Source organism: Stenotrophomonas sp. YJH_SMC_65, assembly GCF_059369475.1.
Window position 1 is genome coordinate 124721 of record NZ_JCAFSR010000008.1, and the last position, 19141, is coordinate 143861.

General features: G+C 68.7%; 21 protein-coding genes. 7 read left to right on the forward strand and 14 right to left on the reverse strand.

All coding sequences use genetic code 11. The features are described from left to right. Position 1: 1 nt before the first annotated feature. The 13 genes from AC5P7A_RS16010 to AC5P7A_RS16070 all read right to left on the reverse strand — a co-directional run bounded on the left by AC5P7A_RS16010 (position 2) and on the right by AC5P7A_RS16070 (position 9665). Positions 2–772 carry a glycosyltransferase family 2 protein gene (locus tag AC5P7A_RS16010; protein WP_197605252.1) on the reverse strand — a complete coding sequence of 257 codons (771 nt, stop codon included), beginning with the start codon at positions 770–772 and terminating at the stop codon, positions 2–4. Further along, positions 762–2447, reverse strand: a complete 1686-nt coding sequence (locus AC5P7A_RS16015; RefSeq protein ID WP_495220330.1) for an ApeI family dehydratase — start codon at positions 2445–2447, stop codon at positions 762–764. The genes AC5P7A_RS16010 and AC5P7A_RS16015 overlap by 11 nt, the downstream gene beginning before the upstream one ends. Next, positions 2440–2991, reverse strand: a complete 552-nt coding sequence (locus AC5P7A_RS16020) for a COG4648 family protein (protein ID WP_046433259.1) — start codon at positions 2989–2991, stop codon at positions 2440–2442. Before AC5P7A_RS16020 ends, AC5P7A_RS16015 begins: the two co-directional genes overlap by 8 nt. 22 nt (positions 2992–3013) lie before the next feature. Beyond that, the gene (locus AC5P7A_RS16025; RefSeq protein WP_005411609.1) at positions 3014–3271 is read right to left on the reverse strand and encodes an acyl carrier protein; all 258 of its coding nucleotides are present in this window, start codon (positions 3269–3271) and stop codon (positions 3014–3016) included. A gap of 17 nt (positions 3272–3288) precedes the next feature. Further along, positions 3289–3546, reverse strand: coding sequence for a phosphopantetheine-binding protein (locus tag AC5P7A_RS16030; protein WP_005411610.1), 258 nt, complete (start codon positions 3544–3546; stop codon positions 3289–3291). After that, on the reverse strand, positions 3533–4330 hold the full coding sequence (locus AC5P7A_RS16035) for a lysophospholipid acyltransferase family protein (RefSeq protein ID WP_014038937.1): 798 nt from the start codon (positions 4328–4330) through the stop codon (positions 3533–3535). Before AC5P7A_RS16035 ends, AC5P7A_RS16030 begins: the two co-directional genes overlap by 14 nt. Beyond that, positions 4323–5066: a beta-ketoacyl synthase chain length factor gene (locus tag AC5P7A_RS16040; RefSeq protein WP_014648849.1), complete on the reverse strand. Its 744-nt coding sequence runs from the start codon at positions 5064–5066 to the stop codon at positions 4323–4325. The genes AC5P7A_RS16035 and AC5P7A_RS16040 overlap by 8 nt, the downstream gene beginning before the upstream one ends. A 217-nt stretch (positions 5067–5283) precedes the next feature. Then, on the reverse strand, positions 5284–6297 hold the full coding sequence (gene cydB / locus AC5P7A_RS16045) for a cytochrome d ubiquinol oxidase subunit II (RefSeq protein WP_032960627.1): 1014 nt from the start codon (positions 6295–6297) through the stop codon (positions 5284–5286). A gap of 1 nt (position 6298) precedes the next feature. Beyond that, positions 6299–7696 (reverse strand): cytochrome ubiquinol oxidase subunit I, encoded by a 1398-nt coding sequence (locus AC5P7A_RS16050; protein WP_111205369.1) that lies wholly within the window; start codon positions 7694–7696, stop codon positions 6299–6301. A 213-nt stretch (positions 7697–7909) separates the two neighbouring features. After that, the gene (locus AC5P7A_RS16055; protein WP_014648852.1) at positions 7910–8125 is read right to left on the reverse strand and encodes a hypothetical protein; all 216 of its coding nucleotides are present in this window, start codon (positions 8123–8125) and stop codon (positions 7910–7912) included. Beyond that, the gene (locus AC5P7A_RS16060; RefSeq protein WP_014648853.1) at positions 8122–8775 is read right to left on the reverse strand and encodes an RNA polymerase sigma factor; all 654 of its coding nucleotides are present in this window, start codon (positions 8773–8775) and stop codon (positions 8122–8124) included. The genes AC5P7A_RS16055 and AC5P7A_RS16060 overlap by 4 nt, the downstream gene beginning before the upstream one ends. 37 nt (positions 8776–8812) lie before the next feature. After that, positions 8813–9142 carry a hypothetical protein gene (locus AC5P7A_RS16065; protein WP_005414880.1) on the reverse strand — a complete coding sequence of 110 codons (330 nt, stop codon included), beginning with the start codon at positions 9140–9142 and terminating at the stop codon, positions 8813–8815. A gap of 70 nt (positions 9143–9212) precedes the next feature. Continuing rightward, on the reverse strand, positions 9213–9665 hold the full coding sequence (locus tag AC5P7A_RS16070) for a hypothetical protein (protein WP_014648854.1): 453 nt from the start codon (positions 9663–9665) through the stop codon (positions 9213–9215). 160 nt (positions 9666–9825) lie between these two features. Here AC5P7A_RS16070 and AC5P7A_RS16075 point away from each other — a divergent pair, with 160 nt between their 5' ends. The 7 genes from AC5P7A_RS16075 to AC5P7A_RS16105 all read left to right on the forward strand — a co-directional run bounded on the left by AC5P7A_RS16075 (position 9826) and on the right by AC5P7A_RS16105 (position 18567). Beyond that, positions 9826–12195, forward strand: coding sequence for a S9 family peptidase (locus tag AC5P7A_RS16075; protein ID WP_495220331.1), 2370 nt, complete (start codon positions 9826–9828; stop codon positions 12193–12195). Next, positions 12192–12611 (forward strand): NUDIX hydrolase, encoded by a 420-nt coding sequence (locus AC5P7A_RS16080; protein WP_111205371.1) that lies wholly within the window; start codon positions 12192–12194, stop codon positions 12609–12611. Before AC5P7A_RS16075 ends, AC5P7A_RS16080 begins: the two co-directional genes overlap by 4 nt. Positions 12612–12641: 30 nt before the next feature. Next, positions 12642–13202: a hypothetical protein gene (locus tag AC5P7A_RS16085; protein ID WP_126411517.1), complete on the forward strand. Its 561-nt coding sequence runs from the start codon at positions 12642–12644 to the stop codon at positions 13200–13202. Positions 13203–13236: 34 nt separating this feature from the next. Then, positions 13237–14349, forward strand: coding sequence for a hypothetical protein (locus AC5P7A_RS16090; protein ID WP_495220332.1), 1113 nt, complete (start codon positions 13237–13239; stop codon positions 14347–14349). A 37-nt stretch (positions 14350–14386) separates the two neighbouring features. Next, on the forward strand, positions 14387–16000 hold the full coding sequence (locus tag AC5P7A_RS16095; protein WP_495220333.1) for a hypothetical protein: 1614 nt from the start codon (positions 14387–14389) through the stop codon (positions 15998–16000). Between the two features lie 53 nt (positions 16001–16053). After that, positions 16054–16950: an oxygen-dependent coproporphyrinogen oxidase gene (hemF, locus tag AC5P7A_RS16100; protein ID WP_032960638.1), complete on the forward strand. Its 897-nt coding sequence runs from the start codon at positions 16054–16056 to the stop codon at positions 16948–16950. A gap of 96 nt (positions 16951–17046) precedes the next feature. Next, entirely contained in the window at positions 17047–18567 is a 1521-nt protein-coding gene (locus AC5P7A_RS16105; protein ID WP_495220334.1) for a hypothetical protein, read from the forward strand. 44 nt (positions 18568–18611) lie between these two features. Here AC5P7A_RS16105 and AC5P7A_RS16110 read toward each other — a convergent pair whose 3' ends face one another. Then, positions 18612–19091: a DUF421 domain-containing protein gene (locus AC5P7A_RS16110; protein WP_014648862.1), complete on the reverse strand. Its 480-nt coding sequence runs from the start codon at positions 19089–19091 to the stop codon at positions 18612–18614. Between the last annotated feature and the right edge of the window lie 50 nt (positions 19092–19141).

Sequence of the window (19141 nt, forward strand, 5' to 3'; positions counted from 1 at the left end):
CTCAGCGTTGCCCCTGCAGGCGGCGCCACAGCAGCCGCGGCGCACGCCAGAGCATGCCGAAGAACAGGCGGGTATGCATGCGGCTGATGCGCACGTTGTCGCGCCACACATCGAAGTGCGACACGCCATCGGATGGATAGGTCACACGCGTGGCCAGGTGCTCGACCGGCAATTGCCGCCAGTACAGCCGCACCATCACTTCGGTATCGAAATCCATGCGCCGGCCGATGGTCTCTTCACCGATCAGGCGCAGTACCGGCGGCAGCGGATACACGCGGAAGCCACACATGGTGTCGCGCAGGTGCAGCGACAGCGTGTTGATCCAGACCCAGATGTGGGTGGCGTAGCGGCCATACAGGCGCGCCTTGGGAACACTGGCGTCGTAAGCCGGAATGCCGCAGATCACCGCCTCGGGATGGGCCCGCGCGGCTTCGATGAAGCGTGGCAGGTCAGTGGTATCGTGCTGGCCGTCGGCATCGATCTGCAGCACGTGGCTGTAGCCACGCGCGCCGGCCTCGGCAAAGCCGGCCAGCATCGCCCCGCCCTTGCCCTGGTTGACGTCCAGGCGCAGCAGGTCGACGCCCTGGCGCTGTGCCAGCGCGCGCAGCACCGCCGCGCACCCATCGTGCGAACCATCGTCGACCAGCAGGCAGGGCAGTCCCGCGGCCTGCACGCCATCGACCACCGCCGCGATGGCGTGCTCGTGGTCGTAGACGGGGATCACCACCAGTGGCGCGAATGCGGCACCGGCAACGGCCGGGTCAGTCCGCATCAGCGAAAACCACCCTGCCGCTGGCATGCACACCGTGGCTGGAGGTGTAGCGGAAGGCCAGCACGTTGCGTGCGGCATCCCAGTCCAGCTGCAGGGTCAACTCGTCACCGGGGCGGGCCACGTGCTGGAATTTCACCGCATCCATGCGCACGAACGCGCCCGGCATCACAAACGCCTGGCGGGCGAAGCGCACCGCCCAGTCCAGCTGCGCCACGCCGGGCAGGATTGCCGCCTGCGGGAAGTGGCCCTGGAACGGCCGCAGCGCCGGGTCCAGGGTCATGCGCAGGGTGGCGCTGGCGGCATCGCGGTGATCCCACGCCGGCACCGGCATCAACGGCTGGAACAGCGCCGCCAGCGCGGCCTGGGTCACCTTGCCCTGCGCATTGATCGGCAGCGCCTGCACCAGGCGCCAACGACGCGGCCGGGTCACTGCGTCATGCGCATGCGCCAGGCGGGCGCCAAGGCGCTGGCCCAGCGCCCGCCGCGCAGCGTCGCCGCCCTCCAGCAGCGCCGGATCGGCCGGCACCACCACGGCGGCCAGCTGCTCGCGCTGCCCGGGCAGCACCAGCACGCGCGCGTCATCCACCTCGGCGTCTTCGCGCAGCGCGCGTTCCAGCGCATCCAGCGACACCCGGCGTTCCTCGATCTTGACGATGCGGTCGGCCCGGCCCAGCAGGCGGAAGCGGCCGTCGGCCAGGGCTTCGACACGGTCCTGGGTGCGCCACCAACCGGGGGTGTCCAGGTGTGCCGAGGCCACCGCCAGGCAGCCATCGTCGATGCGCCACTGCACGCCCGGCAGCGGCTGCCACGGCGGCAGGTCGATGTCCCAGCGGCGCCAGGCGATGCCGCCGGTCTCGCTGCTGCCATAGACCTCGGTCGGGGCCACGCCCAGCCACTGCCGCACCTGCCGCGCTGCGTCTTCCGGCAGCGGACCACCGGAGGAGAACACCGCGCGCAGGCGGCCATGCAGGCTGGCCCAGTCGAGCTGCCCGGGCAGGCGCTTGAGGTGGGCCGGCGTCGCCACCAGCACCGTATCGGTACCGGCCAGCGCACCCACCAGGTCTTCGTGGAAGAACCGGCGCGGATGAATCAGGCGGCCGGCGGCCAGCGGCCACAGCACGCGGAACAGCAGCCCGTAGATGTGCTGGTGGGACACCGTGCCATGGACCTGCACACCCTCCATCCGCGCACCGAACGCGGCCTGCAGCGCCTCCACCTCGCGCGCCAGCTGGTCCAGGCGCTTGCCGATCGCACTGGGCTGGCCGGTGCTGCCGGAGGTGAACACGCACAGCTCGCAGGCGCGCTCGTCCAGCGCCTGCAGCTCATCGTCCAGCGCGGCGTCCAGCGCCACCAGCGAGCGGTAGTCGGCGGACACGTCGCCTGCGAAGCCGCTCACCTGCGGCTGCAGCGCCTGCAGCGTGGCTGGCAGGTTGTCGGCGGCCAGGAACACCCGCTTGCCGGCATGCCAGGCACCGAACAGCGCGGCGGCAAAGGCCACGGCATCATCGAAGTACAGGGCCCAGTCGCGGCCTTCGGCGGCCGCAAAGGCGGCGCGCCAGGCCCGTACGCGCTGGCGGAAGCCGGCATGGTCGATCACCTCGCCGTCGCACAGGCCGACGCTGCGCTGCGGCCGTGCCTCCAGCAGCAGCCGGTCCAGGGCAATCCACTCAGCCATGCGCGTGCGCCGCCTTCACCTGCCGCCGCACCAGCCACTCCCCTGCGAACAACACGCCCATCATCACGTACGCCAACAATCCGTTGTAGAGCATCCAGACCCGGTCCGACGCGTACAGCGCGGTCAGCAGGGCCAGGCTGCCGTTGAGAACGAAGAAGCCGCACCACACCTGGGTGACGCGGCGGGTATAGGCCACCGCGAACGGCGGCAGGTCCGGCTCCTGCAGCCGCGCCAGGCGCTCCACCAGCGGTGGCCCGAAGCGCAGGCTGGTGCCGAACACCGCCAGCATCACCACGTTGACCAGCGCCGGGTACAGCTTCAGCGGCAGGGCCTGGTTGAGCACGGTGGCCAGCACCGCCAGCAGGCCGGTGCCAGCGGCGGCGGCCCACCACAGCGGCTGTCGCGTGCTCAGTGCACGCAGCAGGGCCAGGGTGAACAGCAGCAGCGACAACCAGCGCGGCTCGAAACGGCCCATCGCCAGGTACACCAGCAGCGGGTAGGCAAGCGAAATCGCTGCCACCACGACGGTACGTGCGCGAGCCATGGCGAAGCCGCCGGCGCTGCAGTCAGGCGGCTGCCTGGTCCGGCAGCAGTCCATGCACGACATCGACGATGTCCTGCACGGTGCGCACGGCCTTGAACGCTTCCGGCTGCAGATTGCGGCCGAGCAGCGGCTTGAGCTGCACGATCAGGTCGACCGCATCGATGCTGTCGATGTCCAGGTCGTCGTACAGGCGGGCCTCGGGGGTGATCCGGGCGGTTTCGATCTCGAAGCTGTCGGTCAGGATGCTGACGATGCGTTCGAACAGTTCATTCTTGGTCATGGCAATTCCTGGCGCCGTTACGACTGGCGGGCGGCGACGAACTCGCCGAGCGCGCGCACGCTGGAGAAATGGCGACGGGTTTCTTCTGAATCGGCCGAGAGGCTGACACCGTACTTCTTCTGCAGCGCCAAGCCCAGTTCCAGCGCGTCGATCGAATCCAGGCCGAGGCCCTCGACGAACAGCGGCGCGGTCGGATCGATGTCCTCCGGCGTGATGTCCTCCAGCGAAAGGGAGGAAATGATCAATTCCTTGATCTCGTGCTCAAGTGCTTGCACGGGGCGGATCTCCAGACAGGTCGAAATAACGAGAAAGGTGCTCGGTGACGCGGCGTGCTGCCAAGGCATCCCCCCTTGGCGAGTCGTCATCGGCCAGGAAGGGCGCGATCGGGATATCTTCGCCGATCTGCAGCCGAACGTGAAAGCGACGTGAGGGGACACGATACCACTTCTGTCCCTTGGTCAACGTGGGCGGGGTGCAGGTGATCCGTACCGGGGTGATGTCCAGCCGGCCGCGGACGGCGATGTTGGCGGCCCCGCGCTGCAGCCGCGGCGGTTGGCCCGGCACGCTGCGGGTGCCCTCCGGGAAGATCACCAGGGTACCGCCGGCATGCACCGCCGCTACGCAGTCGTCGACCAGGCCGGCCCCGTCATCGTTGGCGATGTAGCCGGCCGCCCGCACCGGGCCGCGCATGAACGGGTTGCAGGCCACGGCCCGCTTCACCACGCAATCGGCGTTGGGCAGCAGCGAAATCAGGCAGACCACGTCGATCAGGGTCGGGTGATTGGCCAGAACCAGCAAACCGTCGCGCTGCAGGCGTTCCCCGCCCTCGATCTGGTAGGTCATCACCCCCAGCGCACGCATCAGGCGCAGGTGGCTGGCAAAGGCGACCTGGACCACGCGGCGGGCGCGGCGGCGGCGGACCACCGGGTCGCGCATCAGCAGCAGCACCGGCATCACCAGCACGCCCAGCAGCAGGCCGCCCACGCCAAATGCGGCGAAGCTCAGGCCGGTGCCGAACACCCGCCAGGCATGATCGAGGCGGCGCAGCGCCTCAGCCACGGCGTCCCCAGCGCCAGCGCTGGCCCTGGGCCACGTGCTCCAGCGCCGGCGCGCCAGACAGCAGGAAGCGGTGCAGGTCCAGCGCGTGCGGCAGCGTGCCCGGGGCGGTGGCGGTGGCCTCCGGCGCCGCCTCCCATTGCAGCGAGAGCGTCGGCTGGCCCGCTGTCGGCGCGGTCAAACGCCAGCACCAGGCAAAGAACGGGTCGGGTTCGTCGGCAAACGTCGCGTAAATTTCAGGAAGCGGCGACTCATAGACCACCACCCGCACTTCGCGGGCACCATCGGCCAGCAGCCCGGCGGCCTCCAGGCAGGCGGTCTCGACCGTGGCCTGGCCGGCGGCCAGCGCCAGGTAGTTGCCGCGGTGGCCGCGGGCGATCGAGTACAGCGCCGCGATCGCGTTGTGCACCGACAGGCCGAACCCGGTGGGGGACAGAGGCTGATCGCTGGCCAGCGCCCCCAGCAGGTCCATCGAACGGGCCACGTCGCCGTGGCGGCTGGCGAACACCAGCGGCACCTGGCTGTCAGCGCCCTGCCCGTCCTCGCACCAGCAGGCAGCCTGGATCGCCATCCGGCCCAGCCGCTCGATGCGGCGGCGCTGCATCGCCGGGATCTCGGCCAACGCCGGCGTGTCTTCGCCCTGCGGCGGATACGGCGCATCGGCCCAGCCCAGCCACTGGCTACGCTCGCTCAGGCCGGGCGCCCAGGCGGCCCAGTCGACGATAGAGAATTCGATCATTTAGCGATGGTGCTTCAACGGGAGAACGATAGGCACGAGCCATTACGGCGACGCGCGGCGGCCCCCCATTCCTGCAGCCGTGCGTCCGTCCAGGACGTCGCCGGCTGCCCCCCTGGCCGCCGGAAAGGAGCGCACGCTAGCACGTCCTGCGCGGGGTGTGCAGGTTTCACATTCCCCAACGCGGGGGCCGGCACCGGCCGGCCCCGCATTCAAACGATCAGTGGTAACCGGTGTCGGCGTGCACCTTGCCGCGGAACACCCGGTATGACCACGCCGTGTAGCCGAGGATGACCGGCAGCAGAATGACCAGCCCGACCAGGGTGAAGCCCAGCGAGGAGGCCGGCGCGGCGGCCTGCCACAGGGTCATCGACGGCGGCAGCAGGTAGGGCCACATGCCCAGCACCAGGCCAAGGAAGCCGAGCACGAACAGGGCCAGGCTGAGCAGGAACGGCGGCAGGTCGCGGCGCGGATGGGTCGCGCTGCGCCACAGCGCGGCCGCCACCGCCAGGGTCAGCAGCGGGACCGGCGACAGCCACCAGAAGTTGCCGTCGCTGAACCAGCGGTCCATCAACCGCGAATCGAGGAACGGCAGCCAGCTGCTCACCAGGCCCATCGCCGCGATCACCGCCACCACCAGCGGGCGGGTCATCTGCCGCGCCAGCGCCTGCACGCGCCCTTCCGTCTTCAGGATCAGCCAGGTGCTGCCCAGCAGCGCATAGCCGGCCACCAGCGCGGCACCGGTCAGCATCGCGAACGGGCTGAACCAGGCGAACGCGCCGCCCTGGTAGGCACCGTCCACCAGCGGGATGCCCTGCACCAGCGTGCCCAGGATCACGCCCTGGGCAAAGGTGGCCAGCAGCGAGCCCAGGCCGAACCCCACGCTCCACAGCCGGCGCGAACGATGTGCCTTGAAGCGGAACTCGAACGCCACGCCGCGGAACACCAGCGCCACCACCAGCAGCAGCACCGGCAGGTACAGCGCCGACAACAGCACCGCATAGGCCTTCGGGAACGCCGCCAGCAGCCCGGCGCCGCCCAGTACCAGCCAGGTCTCGTTGCCGTCCCAGATCGGCGCGGCGGTGTTCATCATCAGGTCCAGCTGTTCCTCGTCCTCGGCGAACGGGGCCAGGATGCCGATGCCGAGCACGAAGCCGTCCAGCACCACATACATCAGCACGCCGAAGCCGATCACCGCGAACCACGCCACCGGCAGCCAGGTCATCAGGTCCATGTCAGCGGTCCTCCAGCGGTTCGTCGGCCGCCGACAGCGGGCGTGCCGGCGTATGGCTGCCATGGTCCAGCGACGGCCCCTCGGCGTACGGCTGCGGCCCGTGGCGCAGGATCTTCACCAGGTACCAGATACCCCAGCCGAACACGAAGGCATAGCCAACCACATAGACGCCCAGCGACAGCGCGGTCATCCACGCACTCTGCGGGCCCACCGCATCAGCGGTGCGCAGTACGCCATACACCACCCACGGCTGGCGACCCATCTCGGTAACGAACCAACCCGACAGCAGCGCGATGAAACCGCTGGGCAGCATCCAGTTCCAGCCGCGCAGCAGCCACGGCGAATCCAGCAGCTTGTTCCGCCACAGCTGGAAGGCCGACACCCAGGCCAGCAGCAGCATCAGCGTGCCCAGCCCGACCATGATGCGGAAGGCGAAGAACACCGGCGTCACCGGCGGCCGTTCGCTGGCGGGTACCGAGGTGAGCGGATCGAAGGTGCCGTCCAGGCTGTGGGTAAGGATCACGCTGCCCAGCTTCGGAATGGCCACTTCGAAATCGTTGCGCTCTTCCTTCTCGTTCGGCAGCGCGAACACCACCAGCGGCACGCCCTCGCCTTCTTTGGTTTCATGCCAGTGCGCCTCCATCGCCGCGATCTTCATCGGCTGGTGCTTGAGCGTGTTCAGGCCATGCATGTCGCCAACGAAGATCTGCACCGGCACGGTCAGTGCGGCGAACGCCACCGCCGCGATCAGCATGCGCCGGCCCGCTTCCACGTGCGTGCCCCTGCGCAGGTACCACGCACCGACGCCACCAATCACGAAACAGGTGGTGATGAACGAGCCCAGCGCCATGTGCGCCAGGCGGTACGGGAACGAGGGGTTGAACACCACCTGCCACCAGTCCACCGGATGCACGATGCCGTTGACCATCTCGTAGCCGGCAGGCGTATGCAGCCAGCTGTTGGACGACAGGATCCAGAACGTGGAGAACAGCGTGCCCAGCGCCACCATGCAGGTGGACAGGAAATGCAGGCGCGGCGAGACCCGGCCCCAGCCGAACATCATCACGCCGAGGAAGCTGGCTTCCAGGAAGAACGCGGTCAGCACCTCGTAGGTCAGCAGCGGGCCGATGACCGTACCGGCCACCTCGCTCAGCCGCGGCCAGTTGGTGCCGAACTGGAAGGCCATGACGATGCCGCTGACCACGCCCATGCCGAACGACACCGCGAAGATCTTCTGCCAGAAGAAATACAGCTCGCGCCACACGGGCAACTTCGTGCGCAGCCAGCGCCATTCGATGAAGGCCAGCCAGCTGGCCGTGCCGATGGTGAAGGCCGGGAACAGCACGTGGAAACTGATGACGAATCCGAACTGGATCCGGGACAACAACAACGCGTCCAAGGGACGCCTCCTGCCTGCGACCGGTGGGATACCGGACCACTTTAGGAGGATTTCGTTAAGGTGGGATGCGACCGGGTGACGCGCTGCTTCACTTTGTCGCAGGGGTCAACCGTTCTGGTAGCTGCCAGCCTTGGTTGGCACACACGCCCAAACGCCGACCCAGGTCGGCATCTACCAACGGCGACTGGAACGGCCCACCGCCCGGAGGGCGCCTCAGAGCCAGAAATACCAGGCCGCTGCAGCCAGCAGCGCGCCAAACAACAGCACCTGCACCACCACATAGCCCACGCCACCGTCGCGCGACTCAGCGGCAATGCGCTTCTGCAGCGCCTCGCTCACATCCGGCGTTGCTTCCTGCTGCGCCTGCTCGCGCAACGCCTGTGCCAGCACGCGCGCTTCCGCATCGCGAGGATCGGTGGGTGGGTTCACAGCAGCTCTCCGGCAGTGGCATGCCGCGTCAGTTCCTGCTTCAGGACCTGGCGCGCGCGGTGCAGGTGGCTCTTGATGGTACCGCGTGCCAATCCGGTCACCTGCTCGATCTCGGCCAGATCGAAATCCTCCAGGTAATGCAGGCCGACGATCAGGCGCTGCGGCGCGCTCAGCCGTTCCAGTGCCGCGCCGAGCTGGCGCCCGGCCTGCAGCGCCTCGCTCAACTCGGCGGGCCCGGGGCCTTCATCGCCGATCCCCAGTTCCTCCGGCACCTCCACCGCCACCATCCATTGCGCCTCCAGCCGCCGCCGGCGCAGGTGCTGTAGTGCAGTGGTGTAGGCCACCCGCGAAACCCAGGTACGCAACGAAGATTCAAAGCGGAACCGGTGCAGCTGGCGGAACACGGCCAGGAAGGTTTCCTGCAGCAGGTCAGCCACCTGGTCGCGGTCGCCCACCATGCGTCCGATCACATGCGCGCAGGTGCGCTGGTGGGCTTCAACCAGTTGCGCGAAGGCCGACTGCGAGCCATCGATGATGGCCCGCACCAGGGCCTGGTCCGCGTCCAGCGCTTTGGCGGGAGCCGCCGTCGCCGCCGTATCCTCGCGGCGACGGCCCCGCAGTGCCGACAGCGCTTCGCCGAGCAGGCTCATGCGCGGGGCGCCCCCTGTGCCCGTGGCATGCGCCGGCTCAGCCCTTGCGTGCGGCAGGACGGGTGAAGTGCCAGGCCAGCAGCTGGCCCAGGCCGGCACTGCCGACCAGCGCGGCAGCGGCACCGAAGGTCAGGTCACGCGCACCGATGGCCTCCAGCAGGGCCATGGCCAGGGCCAGGCAGACCAGGCTGATGCCCCAGCGCAACGCCCCCTGGCGGCGCCGCTCTTCTTCCAGCACGGCCAGCGAGCGGATCACTTCCTCCGGCACGTGCGGGGCCACCAGCTTGCTGCGCGCGCGCGCATCGGCAATGGCATGGATCGCGTAGGCGATGCAGATGAAGAGGGTGATCGGGATCAGTTCCTGCATGGTCGGGCTCCTGTTCGATGGATGATGCGGGTTCAGGAGAATGGATGCGCGACCACGGCAACCGGTTGCACTAGCTGCCTGCCACCTCGTCGCTGGCGCCGGGCGTGTCCGCCGGGTCCGGGAAATAGGTCTCCACCTGGAAACCCAGCTGCAGGTCCGCCAACAGTCGCAGCAACTGCTGATCCAGCACAAAACCCGCCCATGCGGTCTTTCCAAAGATGCCGACACGCACGCCGATCGAAGCCCCCTCCTGCAGCAGTTCCCCGATCACATCGGCGCGTGCCCGCAGGAGATCGACCAACGCCGGCCAGGCATCCATCAGCCAGCCGTCCTTGCCCCTCTCCAGTACGAACACCACGCGGGTCTCCGCATGCCCGCTGATCAGGCTGCCGTCGCGATCCCGGTATCCGGTTCCGACGTCTCGGGAAAACGCCGGTTCCAGATCCAACCGGGCGGCAATCCCGGCGCCGGCCTCTGTTGGGTGCTGCACGCGCAGCGAGATCCTGTAGTCGTAGCAGTACATATCGGTTCCATCCGAACGGAATGGCCATCATGCCGCACACGCCGTCGCAGCGACCTGGAGGGGCCATTTTGCCGATTCCGCTGCCATGACCTGTGGCCCCTGCCCCGGGCCCGTGCGGCTGCTACGCTTGCCCGGTTTCCTCTACTGGTGCCGTCCGCCCATGTCCCGAGTGCTGCCCCTGTCCCTCCTGCTGTCGGCCGTGCTGGCCGCACCGGCTGCGCATGCCGCGCCGACGTCGATCACCATCGAACAGGCCATGGCCGACCCGGACTGGATCGGTCCGCCGGTCGAGAAGGCCTGGTGGTCGTGGAACAGCCAGCAGGTGGAGTACCAGCTCAAGCGCAACGGCAGCCCGGTACGCGATACCTTCCGCCAGCCGGTAGCCGGTGGCGTGGCCGCGCAGGTGGCCGATGACCAGCGCGGCACCCTGGACGTGGCCGAGCCGGTCTACGACCGCAGCCGCAGCCGCAGCGCCTTCGTGCGCAATGGCGATGTGTTCGTGCGCGACCTGCGCAGCGGCGCGCTGACCCAGCTCACCCGCAGCAACGAGCGCGCGGGCAACGTGAACTTTGCCGCCGACAACGGCGTGATCTGGCGCGTCGGCCAGAACTGGTTCCACTGGACCGCCGCCAGCGGCGTGCAGCAGGTGGCCAGCCTGAAAGCCGAGAAGGACCCGCGTACGCCGCCGAAGGCCGACGTGCTGCGCGACCAGCAGCTGCGCACGCTGGAAACCCTGCGCCGCGACCGCGAGCAGCGCGAGGCATTGAAGGACCAGGACCAGCGCTGGCGCCAGGCCGACCCGACCCGTGCGCCGGGCCCGGTCTACCTGGGCGCCGACGTCGAGATCGGTGACAGCGTGCTGTCGCCGGACCTGACCCACCTGATCGTGGTGACCAAGCCGAAGGACTTCGACGACGGCCGCACCAGCAAGATGCCGCTGTACGTGACCGAATCGGGCTACGAGGAAACCGAGGACACCCGCACCCGCGTCGGCCGCAACGGCTTCGAGCCACACACCCTGTGGTACGTGGACGTGCGCACCGGCAAGGCCGAGAAAGTCTCGCTGTCCAGCCTGCCGGGCATCAGCACCGACCCGCTGGCCGAGCTGCGCCGCAAGGCCGGCAAGGATGCGCTGAAGGGCGAGCGCAGCGTGCAGGTGATGAGCGACTTCATGGGCGGCGGCATCCGCTGGAGCGCCGACGGCCAGCAGGCCGCGGTGATGCTGCGTGCCAACGACAACAAGGACCGCTGGATCATCAGCGTCAACGCCGCCGACGGCCGCGTGCAGAACCGCCACCGCCTGACCGACAACGCCTGGATCAACTGGGGCTTCAACGATTTCGGCTGGATGGCCGATGGCCGCACGCTGTGGCTGCTGTCCGAGGAATCGGGCTTCTCGCACCTGTACACCCAGGCCGGCACCGCCAAGCCGCAGGCGCTGACCAGCGGCAAGTGGGAAACCTCGGCACCGGTGCCGTCGGCTGATGGCAAGGGCTTCTATTTCCTGTGCAACCAGCAGGCGCCGCATGACTACGAAGTCTGCGCGGTCGACACCGGCAACCGCCAGGTGCGCGAGCTGACCAGCCTCAATGGCGTGGAAGACTTCTCGCTGTCGCCGGATGGCCAGCAGCTGCTGGTGCGTTACTCCGGTGCCTACCTGCCGCCGCAGCTGGCGGTGCTGCCCAGCACCGGCGGCCAGGCACGCGTGCTGACCGACACCCGCACCGCCGACTACAAGGCACGCCAGTGGATCCAGCCGAAGCTGGTCGCGGTACCGTCCAGGCACGGTGCGGGCGTGGTCTGGGCCAAGTACTACGAGCCGGAAAACAAGGAACCGGGGAAGAAGTACCCGATCGTGATGTTCGTGCACGGCGCCGGCTACCTGCAGAACGTGCACCAGCGCTACCCGGCCTACTTCCGCGAGCAGATGTTCCACAACCTGCTGGTGCAGAAGGGCTACATCGTGCTGGACATGGATTACCGCGGCAGCGAGGGCTACGGCCGCGACTGGCGCACGGCCATCTACCGCAACATGGGCCACCCGGAACTTGAAGACTACAAGGATGGCCTGGACTGGCTGGTCGACACCCAGCAGGGCGACCGTGACCACGCCGGCATCTACGGCGGCTCCTACGGCGGCTTCATGACCTTCATGGCGCTGTTCCGTGCACCGGGCACGTTCAAGGCCGGCGCCGCGCTGCGCCCGGTGGTCGACTGGCACAACTACAACCACGGCTACACCAGCAACATCCTCAACACCCCGGACATCGATCCGGAGGCGTACCGCGTGTCCTCGCCGATCGAGTACGCGCAGAACCTGCAGGACAACCTGCTGATCGCCCACGGCATGATGGATGACAACGTGTTCTTCCAGGACTCGGTGAACCTGACCCAGCGCCTGATCGAACTGCACAAGGACAACTGGTCGATCGCACCGTACCCGCTGGAACGCCACGGCTACGTGCGTGCCGATTCCTGGCTGGACCAGTACAAGCGCATCCTCAAGCTGTTCGAGCAGAACCTGAAGTGAGCAACGCCGCGGCCACGATCCGGATCGTGGCCGCGGTCATCCTGGATGACCGCGGCCGGGCGCTGCTGGTGCGCAAGCACGGTGCCCGCCGCTTCATCCAGCCCGGTGGCAAGCCCGAACCCGGCGAAGCACCGCTGCTGGCGCTGGCCCGCGAACTGCACGAGGAACTGGGCGTGCAGCTGCGCGCCGAGACCGCCATCGCGCTGGGCACCTTCGAGGACTGGGCGGTGAACGAGCCCGGCCACCGCGTGCAGGCCCAGGCCTGGTGGGTGCAGGTGGACGGTACGCCACAGGCGTGCGCCGAAATTGCCGAACTGGCCTGGGTGCCGCTGCAACCACCGCATGGCCTGCCCTTGGCACCCTTGAGCGAACACCATATCCTGCCGGCGGTCGCCACCCGGGTGACGGCCCGCTGAGCAGGCGGGCGCCGACTGCAAGGACATCGGATGTCAATGTCGATCCCGTCGATCCCCTCGCTGCCTTCCCCGGCCTATCACGCCTGGGTGCGTCCTGTCGCACAGGCCTCGTTCTGGCTGTCACTGGTGCTGACGATCTACTTCGTGCTGCAGGGACTGGTGCTGTGGCCGTTGCACAACCTCGCGCTGTGGCGCCTGGTGGAAAGCGAAGTGCAGCACCAGCAGCTGCACAGCCTGATCTGGCTGCTGGCGCACCCGGTAGCCGCATCGATGGTCGTCGCGCTGTTGTGCCTGGCCTCGACCGTATCCAGCTGGGGCCTGCTGCGCGAACGGCGCTGGGGCCTGTGGAGCTTCGTGGTACTGCTGCTGCTGAGTGGCCTGACCAACTTCGCGGCCGCCTGGTGGCTGGACCTGTTCATGGGCGACTTCATTCCGCTGCTGGCCAATGACCCGGCCCTGCTGCAGGAGCTGCAGCTGAAACGCTGGCTGATCACGCTGACCGTGGTCGGCATGTCGTTCGTGCTTCTCGGCCTGCAGGGCTGGCTGGCCTGGCGCCTGCTGCGGCCGGATGTGCGCTCGCGCTTCCACTGAGTTCTACCGATCCCCGTTCGACAAGGACTGTCGCATGCGCTTGCTGATGCTTCTTCCCGCACTGCTGTTCGCCGCGCTGCCTGCCAGCGCCGACGCGTTGCAGTGTGGCGAATACCGCAGCGCCGATGGCGGCACGGCGCTCGTGTTCACCACCCCCAGCAGCGGCTACCGCCACAACGACATCCGTGAACGGGAGCCGCTATGGGTCGATCGCAGTGCGGCGCAGACCCGGTTGGTCATGCTCGACGATGGCGTGGCGCAACCGATCCGGATCAGTGCCGATGGACAGCGCATCGAGGACGACGTGGTGACCTACACGCTGAGCCACTCCCGCGCCTGCGCCATCGAGCCCAGCGTGATGGACGGCAGCTGTCGCGCCGCTGGCAGCCACTGCATCGCTCAGCTGCCCACGGCCTCACCCGGCCAGGCCCTGCGCGCGTGCAACGAAGGCGTTGGCGCAGGCTGCTCGACGCTGCTGCGACAACTGCGCGAGGACAGCGCAGCAGTAGCCGATGACACCGGCCCGGCCCGCTTCGAGCGCCCGGGCATCTGCCGCGAACCCACACCTGGGCATGATCCGGGGGCCTGCGAGACGCAAACCAGTGATGCGCTGGCTGCCGCCATGCAGCAATTGGGCGAACGTCTGCAACAGGTAGACGAAGACGCGCTGGATTCGCCGCTTCCGGGCGCTGCACGTGATCGTCTGCAGCAGCTGTGCCTGCAACACCGTGGTGGTCGCTTCTGCACCGAGGTTGCCGAGCAGCAGTTGATCGCGCTGGAACCCGCGCTGGCCGTGCAGGCGCTGCAGGTCATCTGCGATGCGGGGCGCGCCAGTGCCTGCGAACGTAGTGCGCCATTGCGTGAACTCGGCGCCGATCTACGCCTGGTGCCGCTCCGGCAGGTGCCGTGTGGCCGCTACCAGGCCGAGGGCGGCCAAGTCGACAGGCTCGACTTCGGCGACGGCACGCGCGGCCGCCTGTATGACGGCGCCATCCACCTGCAGCAGGACGGCGAAACCCTTGTCCTGCGCCAGCTGGGCAACGGCGACCTGCTTGGCATGGATACGCAGACCGGTTACCAGCGCTACCAGCCGGTGCCCGGCACGGCACAATGCACGCCCCCGCGCGAGGGCCGTGATTCGCCGTAGCGCCTGGAGTTTCCCGTTCAATCGTCAAGGAGACGACATGCATTCACCCGCACCGCGCCGCCGCTGGCTGGCCTGGGCGCTGCTGCTGGCCGCGCCGATGGCCGCCGCACAGTCACCGCAATGCGGCCTGTTCAAGGCCGACGAAGGCAGCGGCACGCTGCGCATCAGCTCACCGAACCGCGGCGAGCAGAAGCACTTCGGCAGTGCGCCGTCTCCGGTCGCGTTCCAGCAGATCGACGGAAAGCTGCAACTGGTGAACCTGGAGTACGGCCTGCCCAGCGCGTTGCAGGTGCGCGATCGTGGCCGCACCGTCGAGGTGGATGGCACGGTCTACATCCTGCAGGCCCCCGCACAGTGCGCCGCCGCAGCCAGGCCGGCTGAAGGCAGCTGCTTGGCCGATGCGGCGGCGTGCCTGGACAACCGCCGTGAAGCGCCCCCGGCCGCGCTGGAAGCAGGGTGCCGGGAAGGCGTGCCCGGCATGTGCCTGCAGCTGGCCGATCGCTGGCATGACGAGGCCAGGGCGCCGGCCACGCCGGATGAGGCGCAGCAACAGGCCATCCTCGATACCGCACTGGCCGGCATCGAACTGCCTGTGCCGTGCCGGAATGGCGGCTTCAGCAACGAGACACCGGCCTGTGCAGCGGCGCTGGAAGCGGATCCGGCGCTGCAGGAGCAGATCGTCAAGGCCGCGATGGGTGCGGCGATGGTCGAAGCCGTGAGCTCCGTGCTGTCACCCTCCACGCCGGTGGTGGTGCCGGCCGCGCAGCGCCAGCAGCTGTTGCAGTTGTGCCAGCAGGTCGGCCATGGCGGCTTCTGCAGCCGCGTGGCCGAGCTCTCGTGGGAATCCGACGACCCCTTGCAGGCGGTGCAGGCACTGACCACAGCGTGCGCGCCCGGTAAGGAAAGCGCCGCCTGCGAGCGCCTGCCTGCATTGCAGGCGCTGGGCGCCTCGTTGCGGCCGCAGCCGGCTACGGCGCTGCCCTGCGGCACCTTCCGCGCCGCAGGTGGCCTGATGGATACGCTGGACTTCGGCGATGCAGGACGGGTCGGCATCGGCTGGGACAGCCAACTGCGTGCTCGTGTCGAAGACGGCGACATCCGCATCCGCCACGACAAGGGCGGCGACTTCGTGCTGCGGCCGTTGCCCGGGGGCCAGCTGCTGGGCCTGGACACGTGGACACGCTTCCAGGTGTTCGTGCCGACCGGCGAGGGCGCGAGCACCTGCAGCCCGCCGAAACACTACACGGTGCTGCCGCTGCCGCAGGACTGCCCGCAGGCGCTGGCCAGCGGCGGTGCCGAAGCCTGCTGCGCGCAGGGCAAGCTGCAGGGCTGCAACATTCTTGGCAACCGTCTTGCGCTGTCCGGCCAGTGGCGGCAGGCGGCAGAGCACTACACCACCGTGTGCCGTGCCGGCGTGCGCGAGGGCTGCGAAAACCTGGTCGCAGCGCAGGGCCGCAGCAGCGACATCGACGCCCATGCGACGCTGGAGCGGCTGTGTGCCGCCGACCGCAGCGGGCGCCACGTCGCCTGCGACGTGCTGGACACCGGAAACTGGAGCGCCCTGGAGCTGGGCCGTGTCCTGCAGGAGGCGGTGGACGAAGCGACGGCCGAGGACACTCCGGCGCCGCACGCTTCCAACCGCAAGCGATGAGCCGGCCAAGGCCTGCCCGCAGCTTCGGGCGGGCCCTGCGGTAAAGTAGCGCCATGAACGAATTCGAGCGCGTGCGCACCTACCTCACCGACCTGCAGGACCGCATCTGTGCGGCGATCGAGGCCGTCGATGGCCAGGCCCGCTTCCAGGAAGACCTGTGGCAGCGGGCCGAGGGCGGTGGCGGGCGTACCCGCGTGCTGCGCGACGGCGCGGTGTTCGAGCAGGCCGGCATCGGCTTCTCCGATGTGGCCGGCAGCCGCCTGCCGCCGTCGGCCTCGGCCAACCGCCCGGAACTGGCCGGCGCCTCCTGGCGCGCCACCGGCGTGTCGCTGGTGTTCCACCCGCTCAATCCCTACGTGCCGACCACCCATGCCAACGTGCGCTTCTTCCAGGCGCAGCGCGACGGCGAAGTGGTGGCCAGCTGGTTCGGCGGCGGCTTCGACCTGACTCCGTTCTACCCGTTCGACGAGGACGTGCAGCATTGGCACCGGGTCGCACGCAACCTGTGCACGCCGTTCGGCGACGAGCGCTATGCCGCGCACAAGCGCTGGTGCGATGAATACTTCTTCCTGCGCCACCGCAATGAAACGCGCGGCGTCGGCGGCCTGTTCTTCGATGACCTGCACGGCGATTTCGAGCGCGATTTCGCTTATCTGCGTGCGGTCGGTGATGGCTTCCTCGACGCCTACCTGCCGATCGTGCAGCAGCGCAAGGACGCCGCATATGGCGAGCGCGAACGCGAGTTCCAGCTGTACCGCCGCGGCCGCTACGTGGAGTTCAACCTGGTCTACGACCGCGGCACCCTGTTCGGGCTGCAGAGCGGTGGCCGCAGCGAAAGCATCCTGATGAGCCTGCCGCCGCGGGTGCGCTGGGAGTACGGCTTCACCCCGGAAGCGGGCAGCGCCGAGGCGCGCCTGGCCGACTACCTGGTGCCACGCGACTGGCTCTGATCGTCCGGCGCCACGCCTGATCCGTGGCGCCTTCTTACGCCTGTGGTGCGCCCCGCGCCGGACAGGCCCTGCACTGCCTCCTTCAAGGATGACCCCATGCCTGCTGCTGTTCCCTTCCGCCCCCGCGCCGCGGGCTGGCGCTCCCTGCTGTTGCTTGCATTGGCCTCGGCCAGCCTGCCGGCCGCCGCGCAATCGATGGCCTGCGGCACCTACAAGGACGTCGACGGCAACACCACGCTGACCATCGAAAGTGAAGGCCATGGTTTCCTGTCCGGCCCCTACCAAGCCACCGAGCAGCTGCGCATCGCCCGCCAGGAGGACGTGCTCGGCACCGGCAACCTGTCCACCGGCCGCCTGGAAAACTGGTACTTCTCGGACAACGATCGCACGATCAGCACCCCCTATCGCGAATTCACCCGCGAGCACACCGCCGCCTGCAAGACGATGCCGGAGCCCATCGAGGGCGGCTGCGTAATGAACACCTCCGAGTGCCTGGAGGCGTTGCCGGAAGCCGAACCGCTGAAGCTGCATGCCTGGTGCGCCGAAGGCGTGGGCGCGGCCTGCATGCAGCTGCTGGAGACCTACCAGCGGCAGGCCAAGGACGCAGCGCCGGCGCCTGCACGTTCCGAGCCGCCGATGCCGGAGATCTGCAAGGAGGATTCGGCGTCGTTCAATGCCGAGGGCTGCAGGGCGATCGCCGAGGTGGTCGGCGCCGAGATGATGGGCAAGGCCGTGCTCGGCCTGCAGCATTCGAACGACCCTGTCTTGCCGTCCGCGCAGCTCGATGAACTGGCCGCACTGTGCCGGCAGCAGCACGGCGAGGCGTTCTGCGCCGACGTTGCCGAGGCGCTGTGGAGTGGTGGGCTCCTGTTGCAGGCCCATGACGCGCTGCAGCTGTCGTGCGCCCAGCGCGCGGAGGGCGTGGCCTGCGGCCGCGCCGAGGCGCTTGCCCGACTGGCCTCGGTACCGGCCGCCGCACTGGCCCCGGTGCCGGCTTCCGCGCTGCCCTGTGGGAGCTATGAAGCGGAGTACGGCGTGCTCTCGCAGCTGCGTTTCCTCGATGGTGGCCTGGTGGAAGCCGGGGGCCGCGACCAGCGCCTGCGCGCGAGCCTGCAGGACGGGCGCATCCTCATCCATCGCGACGTCGGCAGCGACTTCGTACTGCAGCCGCTGAAGAACGGAAACCTGGCCAGCGTCGACGGCGGCAACCGCTTCGCCTACTACGAGCGCAAGCCGGGCTCAGGCAATGCCAGCTGCGCACCGCCGGTGGCCTTCGCGGAGATCCCCCTGCCGCTGGACTGCCCGACCCTGGACCGCAAGGACGGCGCCAAGGCCTGCTGCACCGATGGCAAGCTGCTGGGCTGCAAGGTTGCCGGCGAGGCACTGTTCAAAAACGAACAATGGGCCGCATCGCGGTCCTACTTCCAGACGCTGTGCAGCGCGGGTGTGCGCGAAGGTTGCCTGGCAATGGCCGCGGTGTATGCGCATACCGCGGATCCGAAGATTCCGCAGGCCATGGCGGCGATCTGCGCGAAGGACGGCAAGGGCACCCACGTCGCCTGCGATGTGGACGCGACGCGCAACTGGCCGGCGCTGAAGGCTGAAGCCGCTCCCTGAGGCCAGGCACCTGTTGAGCCGGGCATGGGCCCGGCGCTACGAGGTCAGGTGCTCTTCCGCGCGATGATCGTGATGTGCCCGGTCGTCTCCAGCAAGGCGATCTGCACGTCCTCGATCCGCAGCCCGCCCTGTTGGCGCAGCGCGGCATCGAAATCGGCCCGGCTGATCAGTTCGCGGCGGAGAACGCCCTCCAACAGCCGGCCATCACGCGCGATCACGGTGGGCTCTCCTTCGATCATCCGCTCCATGCGCCGATTCCGGGTGGTCAACCAGCCCACCCCGTAGTTCAGCACGATCAGGGTGGCCGCCAGCAGCAGGCCACCGCCCAGCGAGGTGTCGGTGCCCAGCAGCGCGTTCTGCACCGCGTTGCCCAGCAGCACGATCAGCAGCACGTCGAAAGGCGTGATCTGCCCCAGAGCCCGCTTGCCGCCCAGCCGGACCATGCCCAGCACCACGACATAGACCACCACCGCGCGCAGGATGAATTCCCACCACGGCATGGCCAGGGCGAACAGGTCGGGCATGGTCTTCCCCTGCGGAACGGTGGCCCAGCCTAGCATCTGGGGTCAGATCC

Excerpts from the sequence above, each read along its gene's own strand:
- hemF (WP_032960638.1), top strand. The coding sequence starts at position 16,054 with ATGAACGAATTCGAGCGCGTGCGCACCTACCTCACCGACCTGCAGGAC.
- AC5P7A_RS16110 (WP_014648862.1), bottom strand. The coding sequence starts at position 19,091 with ATGCCCGACCTGTTCGCCCTGGCCATGCCGTGGTGGGAATTCATCCTG.
- AC5P7A_RS16065 (WP_005414880.1), bottom strand. The coding sequence starts at position 9,142 with ATGCAGGAACTGATCCCGATCACCCTCTTCATCTGCATCGCCTACGCG.
- AC5P7A_RS16060 (WP_014648853.1), bottom strand. The coding sequence starts at position 8,775 with ATGAGCCTGCTCGGCGAAGCGCTGTCGGCACTGCGGGGCCGTCGCCGC.
- AC5P7A_RS16095 (WP_495220333.1), top strand. The coding sequence starts at position 14,387 with ATGCATTCACCCGCACCGCGCCGCCGCTGGCTGGCCTGGGCGCTGCTG.
- AC5P7A_RS16010 (WP_197605252.1), bottom strand. The coding sequence starts at position 772 with ATGCGGACTGACCCGGCCGTTGCCGGTGCCGCATTCGCGCCACTGGTG.
- AC5P7A_RS16090 (WP_495220332.1), top strand. The coding sequence starts at position 13,237 with ATGCGCTTGCTGATGCTTCTTCCCGCACTGCTGTTCGCCGCGCTGCCT.
- AC5P7A_RS16015 (WP_495220330.1), bottom strand. The coding sequence starts at position 2,447 with ATGGCTGAGTGGATTGCCCTGGACCGGCTGCTGCTGGAGGCACGGCCG.
- AC5P7A_RS16105 (WP_495220334.1), top strand. The coding sequence starts at position 17,047 with ATGCCTGCTGCTGTTCCCTTCCGCCCCCGCGCCGCGGGCTGGCGCTCC.
- AC5P7A_RS16025 (WP_005411609.1), bottom strand. The coding sequence starts at position 3,271 with ATGACCAAGAATGAACTGTTCGAACGCATCGTCAGCATCCTGACCGAC.
- AC5P7A_RS16020 (WP_046433259.1), bottom strand. The coding sequence starts at position 2,991 with ATGGCTCGCGCACGTACCGTCGTGGTGGCAGCGATTTCGCTTGCCTAC.
- AC5P7A_RS16040 (WP_014648849.1), bottom strand. The coding sequence starts at position 5,066 with ATGATCGAATTCTCTATCGTCGACTGGGCCGCCTGGGCGCCCGGCCTG.
- AC5P7A_RS16085 (WP_126411517.1), top strand. The coding sequence starts at position 12,642 with ATGTCAATGTCGATCCCGTCGATCCCCTCGCTGCCTTCCCCGGCCTAT.
- AC5P7A_RS16075 (WP_495220331.1), top strand. The coding sequence starts at position 9,826 with ATGTCCCGAGTGCTGCCCCTGTCCCTCCTGCTGTCGGCCGTGCTGGCC.
- AC5P7A_RS16070 (WP_014648854.1), bottom strand. The coding sequence starts at position 9,665 with ATGTACTGCTACGACTACAGGATCTCGCTGCGCGTGCAGCACCCAACA.
- cydB (WP_032960627.1), bottom strand. The coding sequence starts at position 6,297 with ATGGACCTGATGACCTGGCTGCCGGTGGCGTGGTTCGCGGTGATCGGC.